Here is a 13,750-nt window from a genome sequence, read left to right on the forward strand (position 1 = left end):
TAAATTAATTATTACACAAATTGAATTCCATAAGTTTTACATATATCCGCTACCTTCTTTAAATCAGGTGGGCCTTGAGGCATAGCATGTAATTCATGAAACATATGCTCCATTCCCGAAGGGAAAGCACTTACCCACATTTTAGCTTTTTGTTTGCCTACAACTTTCCAAGAATGCATCAAGTTTTTAGGTGCAAAAGCCATGTCTCCCTTCTTTAAAATAGTTGTGTTTTCACCTACCATAATTTCCACTTCACCTTCCAAAACCCTAAAAACCTCATCTTCCTTTGTATGTATGTGGAGTGGTATTCCAGAACCTGGTGCTAAATCATCTACCCATTCAAACACTTGATTTTCTGTATCTGCACCAACTACTTTATGCCATTGTGGATTGCCAAAAACTCGCAGTTGCGTGCCCTCTTCTTTGCGAACAATCTTTGCTTTTGACCAAAACTTTGATAGTGGGTTGCTTTTAAAAAATGCTTTTGCAGAACTTAAAGGGAACAAGGCCACCAAACTTGTTCCTCCCAATTGAGTTAAAAATCGTTTTCTGTCCATGGTATTTTATTTTAGATTACTTGAGGACAAAACTATTTGAGTAGGTGAATTAAAAATGTTGGTAAGGTTGCAGGGTTTGGCTGTTTTGTTGCAAAATTGATACGATGAAACAAATGTGTTATTTCATGAAACATGTTTATTAGGACTAAACTCCATTAGCATCGAACTTTGTGGCAGTAGGTACAACAAGAAAATTCAGTACCTTTTAATGCATAACATGAAACTTAAATTACATCTCTTTACGATTTGTCTATTGGTCCTTTATTCTATATCAGGGCAAGAGGTCTATGAGTTAGATCCAAAATATCCAGTTCATGATGTTAATCCCTTTTTAAAAGTTTATGCCGATAGTACAAACCAACTTTCTGCTCAAAAACTTTTAAAAGACAGCACACTTTCATTCATTCAAGGAGATAAGCTGCCTAAATTATTACAGACCAGCCTTACCTATTGGGGAAAGCTTCAGCTAAAAGCTACGGACTCATTAATTGGCTGGACGCTCCAATTTGAAGATATTATGATTGGACCGCCTGCCTGGACCAAAAGCAACGGTAAGGTAGATGTTTACGGTTATGCAAACGACAAATTGTTGTTCCATCAGAAAACTGGCGTGGAGTATCCAAAAGATGAGCGTACAACCAATGACCATTGGGTCCTTAACAGTATCAATCTAGAAGAAATTCCTCCCAATACCTTAGTTACTTTAATTATACGAGCTAGAGGAAATAGTTTTGGATATCCCGCCTATTTTAATCTTAGTGCCAGGAGTCCAGAACAATCGTTTTACCATTCCCCCTATCAATATCACAGAACTTTCAATGCTTTTATGTTTGGGGTCACCTTTATCATTTTTTTATATTTCTTTTTGCAATTTATCTATTTGAAGGAACAGATATATTTTTGGTTTTCGCTGTGGCTTTTTTTCTGCATGATAACCAATTCCATGACTATTGGATTGATTGTTGGTTCGTTATCAACATTAAGGTATCCTGTATGGATATTAGCTGCAAACGGACAATTCTTTATTTTTTGGTTTTTTGGACGTTCATTTATTGGGTCCAAACAGAAGTTTCCAGTTCTTGATAAATTCATTAAAGGTCTTGCATTTTTTATTTTAACGGAAACACTACTTACGGCTCTTTATGTAGTGCTTTTTAATCCTGATGCCTATTTTACCGCACCACATAGCCTTCATTATCTATTCCTGAACATTTATGCCTTTGGTAGTTTGATTGTGTCTATTTTATTAATCTTGAAGAAAGATCTTTTCGCGCGGTATTTTGGCGTAGGATCTATGATTGCGAGTATATTTTTCATTTTTGGAACCCTGTGGTCCATGGCTATTTTACGACCTCCTTTTGGAATAGACCCGTATGCAACAGGAATGTTTCTACAAATTGTTATTTATTCCTTCGGGATTGCCTATCGAAGTCGAAAGATTAGCGAACAAAATCAGTTGAAGCGTATAGAAGGTGAACGCTCGATGGCTGAAATACAACGAATGAAGGATTTGGATGAAGTAAAGACACGATTCTTTGCTAATATTAGCCATGAATTTAGAACTCCGCTATCTTTAATTGAAGGACCTTTGCAACAGGCTAAAAAACTTGCAGAAAGAGAAAAAAGCCAACATGTCCAATTATCTGATAAAACGTATTCCGTTGTCAAGAAAAATACAAAACGCTTACAATTATTAGTAAACCAATTGTTGGATATTTCTAAAATAGAGAGTGGCAAGCTGTATCTCAACTTGAGTCAAGGAGGATTGATTCAATTTCTTCGATCACACGTTTTTTCGTTCGAGAGTACAGCGGAACGCCAAAATATAAGTCTTAATACACATTTTCCCGCAGAGCTGGATAAAGCATATTACGATAAGGATAAACTTGAAAAGATTTTGAACAATCTTTTATCTAACGCCTTTAAATATACACCACAAGGAGGAGCCGTGAGTGTAAACGTAAATCACTCAGAAAAAAATCTAGTGCTTGAAATAAGCGATACTGGCAAAGGGATGCACAAAAAAGATATTGATCGCATTTTTGACCGATTTTACAGAGTGGAAGGGACAGAGGAAAAAGGGTCTGGTATTGGTCTAGCACTAACCAAAGAACTAGTTACCTTACACAATGGCCAGATAAGTGTACATAGCGAGAAAAATAGAGGCACTAAATTTAAAGTGAGACTTCCAATTTTATTGGAAGAACTTCCAGAATCGATTCAGGTATCAAAAGAAACAGAGTCTTCGCCAAAAACAGAACATGAAAACTCAGAACCCATACAGAAAAGTAATGAAAAAGGTATTGAAATTCAAAATCATGAAGAAGTAGTGCTACTAGTTGAAGACAATCATGACCTTCAAGATTTTATATCAGAAATTTTGAGCCCCTATTATAAAGTATTGACAGCCAATGACGGTCTGCAAGGCGAACGAATGGCGTTTGAACATATTCCTGATTTAGTTATCAGTGATGTGATGATGCCAAAAAAAGACGGCTATGAACTATGCAGTGCTTTAAAGAACAATGTAAAGACCAGTCACATCCCTCTAATGATGCTGACAGCTAAAGCTGGCCAATCTAGTAAAATAGCTGGACTAACTCAAGGTGCTGATGCCTATTTGACCAAACCATTTGATGCCGAAGAACTTCTGCTGCTTGCTAAAAACCTAATTGCTGCCCGCAAAAAGTTTTGGGAACATTTTAAGTCCCTAGACCTAAGTGCAGTATCGGATTTACAACTTAGTTCTGTCGATGATACTTTTTTACAAAAAGTGATAAAAACAATTAACGATAATATTGATAATGAATTTCTTTCTGTTGAAGACATCGCCTCAAAAGTTGGTTTTAGCCGGGCACAATTGCACCGTAAACTCAAAGCGCTGACCAATAAATCAGCTGGTCAACTGGTGAATGAAATACGTTTGAACAATGCCAAAACCATGCTTACCCAAAAAGTGGGTTCTGTTTCAGAAGTAGCCTATTCTGTAGGATACTCCAACATGTCTTATTTCACAAAAAGCTTTAAGGAAAAGTTTGGCGTATTGCCTAGTAAGGTTTGAGTAATTAATTCACCGTATCCTTTTTCTTCTTTTTACCCAAAAGCCCACCCAGAATTGAGCCAGCTGCATCTTTAACGGCATCTTTTTTAGCGGTAGAATCTGTTTTTGTGGAGTCCTTCTTTTTATTCCCCAATAAACCACCTAAAACATCAGCTGTAGTAGTTTTGGTGGAATCGGTTTTAGTAGAATCTTTACCGCCTAAAAGTCCACCTAATAAATCCTTGGCTTTGTCTTTTCCTTGATTAAGCAGTTTCTGTTTTTGTATTTCTACCAGTTGTTGGGTCAACTTAGAAACTCCAGAAGTTAAATCTGTGGTTACATTAGGGCTGGAATAATTACCCCCAATATTAGCTATAACCGGTATGGTTAAATCTTTAAGGCTGCTATCATCTATTTTGGCAATTAGGTTATTCACCTCAGCACCTAAATACTTAGCAGGCACATCCAAAGTTGCTTTGTATTGTAATTGTCTGTCAAACGAATGGCTACCATCTACATTAATGGCAATGTCTTTATATTGTAAAGAGAAAGGCTTTACTTTTACTGTTCCATTATCAAAAGACAAGGCTGTTTTTAATCCTTTTAAATCAATCGCTTCTAAATCCAGAAAGCCTAGCTTGGTATCCAACGCTTTTAACAATGGGGCATTCTTAGTGTCTAGATTCGTAGATAAAATTTCTGCTAAAACATCTCCTGTCAATGCGCCGAGATTAGGCGTCATATCATCTTTTAGGTTACCAGAGAGTTTTATGGTAGAATTCAGTTTTCCTTGTAAAGCATTCGCAACTGGCGCCAAAACTTTAAACATATCCAATGCTTTAAAAGACTCCCCAATTTTAAATCTTTCCATCCCCAAAGCCATATCAAAAGTGGAGATTTCACTCTTTGTAGAAACGGAGCCGTTTACGCTTAGTTTCCCATCAAACAAATCTGAAGTTAAATTTTGAAGTGTTGCCGTTTCGTCTTTTATCTTTAATCTCCCCGTAACATTCTTAAGATTCAAATTATCGTAAAGCACATTGGTTGCAGTGGCGTCTATCGTTGCATCTAAAAAAGATGGTATTTTTATACGCTCCGTTGCAGTTGGGTTTTCTGTAGTTGTTTCTTCTGCAACGGCTTCATCCACCATAAAATCATTCAAAGCAAAAGTGTTGGATAGTAGTTTAAAATTACCTTCTACATTTTCCTCATTAAACAGAAAACCTAATAGATTATTTATAGTCCCTGTTGCATTAAAGTCGGTCTGGCCTGTTTTTCCATCAAAAGAATTAAGAGAAACTGTTCCTGGATTAAAAGTTACTGCTGCGGTATTTATTGCAACTGGATTCTTTAATTCCTCCGAATTATACCTAAAATCTTTTACGTCCATTTTACCGCTGGTCTTGGTATTCTCATACTTTTTGTTCTCCAGAGATGCCATATCAAATGCAGTAGTAACATCAGCAGCTAACAAACCAGACAAATCCAAACTAGTAGGCACCGGATAGGCTTTTGAGATATTGGCCAGATTCATTTTACCATCCGCATGAGCATTTACCTTCGTATTACCCAGTAAATCCTTAATCTTAGCATTTACATTAAAACGGTCTTCATCTATCTGAAAAGACAATTTATTAATGTTTACATAGGTGTCTTCTGTAATACCAGTTTCGTTATTTATTTGCGTATCTATGAACACATTCTTTACCGCTTTTGGTAAATCAGGGTATTTGAAAGAGGCATTTTCGGAATTTATATTGATAGCAAAAGTGGGAATGTGTTCTTCATCAACAATGCCTTTAAATTGCCCATCTACCTCAAAATTGCCTGTAGTTTTTACATTTTCTATGTTCTTGGAATACTCCTCTGGAATTACCGCTAAGAAATTTTTAAAGTCAGATGATGGGGTTTTGAAACTAATATCCACTTCTTGGTTTTCTTCATTCACTTTTACATAACCATCAAACACCAAGGGCAATTGATTTACTAATGCTTTATTGTCTAAAAATGAGTATTTGTTCTCTTTCAAATCTATCCCGATAAGCGCATCTAAAGAAACTTTATTGTTATTTAAGTATTTCGTGCTATCCAATTCTAAAGAGACTAATGCATCTGTCTTGGTCTGCAATTCAGAACTTTCCAATGATAAATCCCCAGTCCCCGTATGATTCATTTCTGAGACCACCAAATGCATCCCGCTTGCAAAATCGTCGTAAATAATTTCCGTACTTGTTATTTCATACGATTCTAAAGCCAGTGTAAAGTTATTAGAACCTTCTGCTGAAGTATTTTGTGGTTGATCACCTTCGGTCTCCTTTGCAATATCATAGTTTGCATTACCTTCTATATCAACTTTAATATGAAGCTTAGCATTGTCTAAGGCTAGGCTTTTTATAGCAATAGGATCATCAGCGCTTTTAAATAATTCCTTAATAGACATTTTTAGAGCAACAGTTCCTGAAGAAAAAAGCGTGTCACCTTCAAAAGGCGCTTTATTCACCAACGAAGTATTTGTTAGGTCTACATAAGCATTTGGAAAACTTTTAATCAGGCTTAAGTCCGCATCTTCAAAATCTAAAGTTGCATTTACATTCTGGTTAACTTTATTCTTTACAATGGTTGCAATCTTGCCCTCCAAGAAAAAGGGGATGGCAATGAGTACGCCCAACAGTATTAAAAATATAATTCCAAAAATCTTGAGGACTTTCTTTTTCTTCATGTTTTTTATGCTTTAAAGTAAAATAAGAAGCTGATTTAATCTAGTTGTATTTCCTCTCCTATTTTTAAGTTAAATCTTTTTCGCAATAGATATACGAAAAGATAAAGCAAAGGGGTGTCGAGAAATGCTATAAAAATCTTAAAAATAAAACCACTAATGACCAAGCCATAAAAAAGCTCCCATGGAATCTCTCCAAAAGCACAAAGAAGCAATACTACAGTAAAGGTGTCTATAAACTGTGAAGAGAAGGTTGAAAAGTTATTTCGAAGCCATAAATACTTGCCTTTGGTCAATTTTTTCCAAAAGTGATATATCTGAATATCCACAAATTGAGCCAGTAAGTAGGCCATCATTGAGGCAAAGACTGCAACAATAGTGTTTCCAAAAACTTCTGAAAACATGGAATTGGAAACCGGAGACCATTCCGTTGCAGGAACTGCAGAAGCAGTATAGACAATTGCCAAGGAGAAGAAGGAGGCAAAAATACCTGCGATAACCACTTGATTCGCTTTTCGTTTTCCGAAGATTTCTGAGATTAAATCGGTTATCAAAAAAGTAATCGGATAAGGCAATATTCCGACCGAAATTTCAAATAATGAAGCTCCAAAAATAGTGACCTCTCCAAATGGATTCCAATAAAAGAATTTTTGAAAAATGAGGTTAGAAACCACTAATGAAGTAATGAACAAAGCCCCTAGGTATAAGTAAATTTGAAAGGCTACTCTTTTGTCTTTTTGGGTCATAGAAGAAAAAATTCGTCAATTCGAGTGTTCACTACAAGTGAACGTATCGAGAATAGGATTTTTAAGTTTCAAATTGATCTCGATACATTTTCTACTTTGAAAAGTAGAAAACACTCGAGCTGAAGTTTTACACTTTAGAAAATTAAAAAGTTAAGTTAATTAATTTTTAGCGTAAACAGCATCCTTGCTTGGATTCCTTTTTGACTGGAAAGTTGTTTTACTTCTTTTAAAATCTGAAAAGCCTCATTACCCAATTCTTCTTTGATGATACTTTCTCCAAATTTTGCTTTTGCGCCACCTAAATCTTCCATTAAGCGTTCAAAATCGGATTTATATTTTGGATATTTTCTGATTCCATAGCTTTCTAAATTTACCATCTCAGCAGCTGCGGCAATGGCGTCATCCAAATTACCAATTTCATCCACAAGACCTAAGGCTTTTGCGTCTACCCCACTCCATACACGACCTTGAGCAATTTCATTAACTTGTTCAACGGACATTTTTCTTCCATCAGCCACACGTTGTAAAAAGGTTTCATAGGTCTGCTCAATACCTTCTTGGACCTGGTTTCTAAAGGTATCGGTCATAGGTTCGAACAAAGAATAGTCAACAGAGTTTTTATTGGTGCCCACCTGTTCTGCGTTTATTCCTATATCGGCAGCTAACTCATTAATATTTGGTATTGTCCCAAAAACCCCAATAGATCCTGTAATAGTGGTTGGCTCAGCAAAAATTTTGTCTGCACCGGCAGCAATATAATATCCGCCCGAAGCAGCTACATTTCCAAAAGAAACTACTACTGGCTTTACTTTTTTTGTTAATTCAATCTCACGCCAAATAATATCCGATACCAAGGCACTTCCCCCAGGAGAATTAACCCTTAGTACAATCGCCTTTATATTTTCGTTATCCCTTGCCTTATTCAAAGCTCGGTTAATAACCCCTTGACCTATAATTTCCTTACTGCCTTCTCCATAGAAAATCTCCCCTTGCGCATAGATAACCGCAATCTTATCAACTCCTGTTTTTAACGTTTTCTTACTCGCTACTTTTATATAGTCATCAAAATCCACATAATTCAACTCTTTATCCTCTTCAAAATCTAGTTTTTCCCTTAAGAAACCTTCATATTCATCAAAATAAATATTTCCATCTACTAAGCCAGATTTTACAGCATATTCCGGTGTACGGCCTCCTAAAGTGTCCGCAATTATATTTAAACTGGCAACATCAATATTTCTAGAGGAAGAAATATCTGTCAACATGCTGTTCCATAAAGAAGTTATCAATTCTTTAATTTGTGAACGGTTAGCTTCACTCATTGTGTTGGACAAATAGGGTTCCACGGCACTTTTATATTTACCATGGCGTATCACCTCCATTTTAACACCAGTCTTTTCTTGTAAATCTTTATAGTACAAAACCTCAGAAGCCAAACCTTTAAAATCCATTGCTCCTTGTGGGTTTAAATAAAGTTCATCGGCAACACTAGCCAAATAATAATTCTTTTGAGTGTAAAAATCAGCATGAGAAAAAATAAATTTTCCTTCAGATTTAAAATCGTTTAAAGCAGAACGGATTTCCTGTGTTTGTGCCAATCCGGTCATAAGAAAACCAGTGGTCATACTAATCCCTTTTATTTTATCATCATTCTTTGCTACTTGAATGGCATGTAGTATCTTATCAAGTCCTTGTCCTTCTTCAAACAATGAGGCAAAAGGGTCAGAATCATTAGTTCCCTCATAATCGCTTATTGGTTGGTTTAAACTTAGTTCCAGAATTGAGTTTTCTTTAACTACGACTCCATCATCACCACTACCTACCAAAGCAGCAAAGACAAAAAACATAAAAAATAGAATACCAAATGCAATCAGGCAACCCATAATAGCTGCTAGTAGATTTCTTAAAAATTTCATTCAAATAAATTTAATCGGTCACAAAGATAACCATTGTCCATATGTCTACTCAATTAGCCATATGTTACAATTAAAATTTACCAATCTGTTCAAATGTTTTAGTTATTTTGCCAAACGCAATATGAAGAACTTGAATCAAGTATATTTATCCATTGGCAGCAACTTAGGCAATAGATACTTAAATCTACAAAAAGCACTATTGCTAATTGCTAAAAAGGCTGGTGTTGTCCTAAAAACTTCTTCCATTTACGAAAATGGAGCTGTAGGATTTAATGGTGATGATTTTTTAAATGCTTGTGTATTATTAGAAACCCATTTATCCCCTTCTGAGCTATTAAAACAACTAAAACAAATTGAATTAGGCTTTGGAAGAAAAAAGAATGAAGGCGAAGGCTATGCATCTCGTAATTTAGATTTGGATATTCTCTATTTTGACGATTTAATTACAAACGGAGCAGGGCTATCCATACCCCATCCAAGAATGGTGGAGCGTAATTTTGTTTTAAAGCCTCTTGCTGATATTGCTCCACAATTTTACCATCCTGTTTTCAGAAAAGATACCCGTAATCTTCTCCAAGAGTGCAAGGACAAAAATAAATTAACGAAGACCGTTTATCAATTTTATAAAGATAGAACCGAGCTATTTTCACAATTACAGTTTTTGGCAATTGAAGGTAATATTGGTGCCGGGAAAAGTACCTTGGCAAAAAAAATAGCTGAAGATTTTAATGCTAAACTAGTCCTGGAACGATTTGCAGACAATGCCTTTTTACCAAAATTCTATGAAGATCAAGCACGATATGCATTTCCTCTAGAAATGTCCTTTTTAGCAGATCGTTACCAGCAATTCACAGATGATACTTCTCAATTTGACTTGTTCAAGAAGTTTATGGTAAGCGACTATGATATTTTTAAATCCTTGATTTTTGCTAAAGTCACTTTGCAGAAAGAAGAGTTTGAGTTGTACAAAAAGGTGTTTAGTTTTATGTACAATGAGGTAAAAAAACCTGATATTTATGTATACTTATACCAAAACACAGAACGGCTTTTAGCTAATATTAAGAAACGTGGACGTGAATATGAACAGAATATAAGCCCAGATTATCTAGAAAAGATAAATCGTGGATATTTAGATTTTATTAAGAGCCATCCACAACAGAATACGCTTCTTATTGACCTCAAAACCCTTGATTTTGTTGATAATTTAGATGATTATGAGGCTATCTTGGAACAGTTGGAAACTCGTATTATTGAGTTAAAGTCTTAAGATAATTTTTGGAAAATATTTGGATATAACGAAAGGTTTTATTTTATTAGCACTCTGCTTAGACAGAAACTAACTAACTCAAACTATATGTTATGCCCCTGACTTACAAGTTGGGGGTTTTTTATTTTCTACTCCGTTCGAATTGAGAGTTAGCTGTTTAGTTTGGACCAAAAATCCCAAACGACAACCCCAGTACTTACTGATATATTTAAAGAATGTTTGGTTCCAAACTGTGGAATTTCAATAACCAAATCACTATCCGAAACCACGTCCTGAGAAACCCCTTTTACTTCATTGCCAAAAACCAAAGCATAAGTTTCATGTTTAACAACTTTAAAATTATTGAGCATAGTGGCATTTTCAGTCTGCTCTACAGCAATTACTTTAATACCATCGGTCTTAAGTTCTTTTATCAGCTCATGAGTGCTTTCCCTGTACTCCCAATCCACACTATCTGTTGCGCCCAAAGCGGTTTTATGAATGTCCTTATGGGGTGGTTTTGCCGTAATACCGCACAAGTAAATTTTTTCAATCAAAAAAGCATCTGCCGTTCTAAACACCGAGCCTATGTTATTTAGGCTTCGAATATTATCCAGAATAAGTATTAAAGGTGTTTTTACAGCATTTTTAAACTCTTCAATATCCAGTCTTTCCAATTCGTCATTAGCAAGCTTACGCATAAATTTATCCACTTTTAGCCTTATAATATCAACAATGGTTTTAGAAACCTTGCTTAGTACCTATTTTCGGTAAAATTAAACTTTTCAGCATTGGCAAGTTCAACAAAAAAGAAAAAGGTCACCCCTTTAATGCAACAGTATAATGCCATCAAGACCAAACATCCTGATGCCTTATTACTTTTTCGTGTGGGTGATTTTTATGAAACTTTTGGTGAAGATGCCATTAAGGCTGCACAGATTTTGGGCATTGTTTTAACGCACCGAAACAACGGAGGTGACAAAACAGAGCTTGCTGGTTTTCCTCATCATTCGTTAAATACCTATTTACCAAAACTGGTTAAAGCTGGACAACGTGTAGCTATTTGTGACCAACTGGAAGACCCAAAACAAACAAAAAGTATAGTTAAGCGTGGTGTTACGGAATTAGTAACTCCAGGTGTCGCATTAAACGATGATATTTTAAATGCTAAGACCAATAATTTTTTAGCTGCTGTTCATTTTGGCCGGAATAAGTTAGGAGTTTCCTTTTTAGATATTTCAACAGGGGAATTTTTAACTTCGGAAGGTTCTGCAGAACAAGTAGATAAATTGCTCCAAAACTTTGGACCCAACGAAATTTTGGTTTCAAAAGCGCATAAAAAAGAGTTTCTAGAGGTTTTTGACAATCAGTTACATTCCTTTTTTCTGGAGGATTGGATTTTTCAAGAAGATTATGCCAACGAAAGTTTAACCAATCATTTTAAAACTAAAACTTTACAAGGTTTTGGTGTATCGCATTTGCAACATGGGGTAATCGCTTCAGGTGCAATTTTACATTACTTATCTGAGACACAACACCGCCAATTACAGCATATTAATACCCTACAACGTATTGCCGAAGAGGAATATATTTGGATGGACCGCTTTACCATTCGTAATCTAGAGTTATACCAATCTACCAATTTAAACGCGGTAACCTTACTCCAAATTATTGACAAAACCATTTCACCCATGGGTGGGCGTTTGTTAAAAAGATGGTTGGCACTCCCACTAAAGGACAAAGAAAAGATACAACAGCGGCATCAAGTAGTTTCTTTTTTGAAAGATGAAGAAACCCAATTGCAAAAAATCCAACACTGGATAAAGCAAATGGGAGATTTAGAGCGATTGATTTCTAAGGTGGCCACAGGTAAAATCAATCCCAAAGAAGTGGTTCAGCTCAAAAATTCGTTAGAAGCTGTTATCCCTATTAAGCAACTAGCTCAAGAAAGTCCAAACCTTTCGCTCAAAAACATTGGAGAAAAATTATTCTCTTGTGAAGCTTTACGGAGCAAAATAAAAGAGATGCTTAATGAAGAAGCTCCTATAAATATTACAAAAGGAAGTACTATAGCAAAAGGGTATTCTGAAGAATTAGATGAATTAAGGAATCTAGCATTTTCTGGAAAAGATTATTTAAATAAAATGCTGGAGCGTGAAACCGAAGCTACTGGTATTACATCGCTTAAAATTGCTTCAAATAACGTTTTTGGATATTATATTGAGGTTAGGAATACCCATAAGGATAAAGTACCCGAAACATGGATACGAAAACAAACTTTGGTAAGTGCAGAGCGTTATATCACTGAGGAACTCAAAGAATATGAAGCAAAGATATTAGGAGCCGAAGAGCGAATTCTAAGTTTAGAACAACAATTGTTTGAACAGTTGTTGGTTTGGATGCAAGCCCATATAGTAGAAGTCCAAAAAAATGCACAACTAATTGCTAAGCTGGATTGTCTTTGCGGTTTTGCGCAACTTGCGAAAGACAACAACTATATTTTACCAGAAATAGATGATTCCAATGCTCTTGAGATTAAAGACGGTAGACATCCGGTAATAGAAAAACAACTTCCTTTAGGAGAAAGTTACATCACCAATGATGTTATATTGAACAGGGATGACCAACAAATCATCATGATTACTGGACCAAATATGAGTGGTAAATCGGCAATTTTACGGCAAACCGCCTTAATAGTTCTCTTGGCACAAATGGGGAGTTTTGTTCCAGCAGCTTCAGCAAAAATTGGAGTTGTAGATAAAATATTTACCCGTGTTGGTGCCAGTGACAACATTTCTATGGGCGAATCTACTTTTATGGTAGAAATGAACGAGACAGCCTCTATCCTAAATAACCTCTCTGAGCGTAGTCTGGTGCTATTGGATGAAATTGGGCGTGGTACGAGCACTTATGACGGAATTTCAATTGCATGGGCAATTTCTGAATACTTACATGAACATCCTTCTAGGGCAAAAACACTTTTTGCCACCCATTACCATGAGCTTAATGAAATGACCAGTACATTTAGCCGAATTAAAAATTATAATGTATCGGTCAAGGAATTAAAGGACAATGTACTGTTTTTAAGAAAATTGGTTCCTGGAGGCAGCGAGCATAGTTTTGGAATACATGTAGCCAAAATGGCGGGAATGCCCCAACAAGTGGTTCAAAAAGCTTCCAAAATGCTTAAAAAGCTGGAAAAATCACATTCAAGTGAGGAATTAGCCACTAATCTTGATGCTGCTCAAAACGAAATGCAATTAAGTTTTTTTAATTTGGATGACCCCTTGTTGGAAGAAATAAAAGAGGAAATTCTCCATTTGGATATTGATACGCTAACCCCAGTAGAAGCACTAATGAAGCTTAATGAAATTAAGCGTTTATTAAGTAAAAAGAAAAAGGCAAGCTCATAAAAATGAGCATGTCTTTTAAGAAAGGGATGTTTAATCTTTTCAATTAAAAATCTTTCAAATTTAAAGAATTGTTTTAAATTTGCATCCGCACTTATTAAAAGTGTACGTTCATTATT

Annotated in this window: 8 protein-coding genes; 3 read left to right on the forward strand and 5 right to left on the reverse strand. The window is 35.6% G+C overall.

Features of this window, described 5'->3' with window-relative positions:
• Positions 1-11: 11 nt before the first annotated feature.
• On the reverse strand, positions 12-557 hold the full coding sequence (locus tag AACP56_RS10235) for a cupin domain-containing protein (protein ID WP_339337266.1): 546 nt from the start codon (positions 555-557) through the stop codon (positions 12-14).
• A 217-nt stretch (positions 558-774) separates the two neighbouring features.
• Between AACP56_RS10235 and AACP56_RS10240 the strand changes: the two genes are divergently transcribed.
• Complete coding sequence (locus AACP56_RS10240) at positions 775-3,618, forward strand: ATP-binding protein (RefSeq protein ID WP_339337265.1); 2,844 nt, start codon at positions 775-777, stop codon at positions 3,616-3,618.
• Between the two features lie 4 nt (positions 3,619-3,622).
• Here the strand turns inward: AACP56_RS10240 and AACP56_RS10245 are convergent, their stop codons facing one another.
• The 3 genes from AACP56_RS10245 to sppA form a co-directional block, all read right to left on the reverse strand.
• On the reverse strand, positions 3,623-6,316 hold the full coding sequence (locus AACP56_RS10245) for an AsmA-like C-terminal region-containing protein (RefSeq protein ID WP_339337264.1): 2,694 nt from the start codon (positions 6,314-6,316) through the stop codon (positions 3,623-3,625).
• A gap of 35 nt (positions 6,317-6,351) precedes the next feature.
• Entirely contained in the window at positions 6,352-7,059 is a 708-nt protein-coding gene (locus tag AACP56_RS10250) for a queuosine precursor transporter (protein WP_339337263.1), read from the reverse strand.
• Between the two features lie 155 nt (positions 7,060-7,214).
• On the reverse strand, positions 7,215-8,975 hold the full coding sequence (gene sppA / locus AACP56_RS10255; RefSeq protein ID WP_339337262.1) for a signal peptide peptidase SppA: 1,761 nt from the start codon (positions 8,973-8,975) through the stop codon (positions 7,215-7,217).
• Positions 8,976-9,096: 121 nt separating this feature from the next.
• On the opposite strand from sppA, the gene folK reads away from it, so the two are divergent.
• On the forward strand, positions 9,097-10,242 hold the full coding sequence (folK, locus tag AACP56_RS10260) for a 2-amino-4-hydroxy-6-hydroxymethyldihydropteridine diphosphokinase (protein ID WP_339337261.1): 1,146 nt from the start codon (positions 9,097-9,099) through the stop codon (positions 10,240-10,242).
• Between the two features lie 149 nt (positions 10,243-10,391).
• On the opposite strand, the gene AACP56_RS10265 is transcribed toward folK, so the two are convergent.
• Complete coding sequence (locus tag AACP56_RS10265) at positions 10,392-10,922, reverse strand: RNA methyltransferase (protein ID WP_339337260.1); 531 nt, start codon at positions 10,920-10,922, stop codon at positions 10,392-10,394.
• 129 nt (positions 10,923-11,051) lie between these two features.
• On the opposite strand from AACP56_RS10265, the gene mutS reads away from it, so the two are divergent.
• On the forward strand, positions 11,052-13,634 hold the full coding sequence (gene mutS / locus AACP56_RS10270) for a DNA mismatch repair protein MutS (RefSeq protein ID WP_339337373.1): 2,583 nt from the start codon (positions 11,052-11,054) through the stop codon (positions 13,632-13,634).
• Positions 13,635-13,750: the final 116 nt, after the last annotated feature.

Origin of the sequence: Croceitalea sp. MTPC6, from assembly GCF_036985525.1 — a bacterium.
In the GTDB taxonomy this organism is placed as follows: Bacteria; Bacteroidota; Bacteroidia; order Flavobacteriales; family Flavobacteriaceae; genus Croceitalea.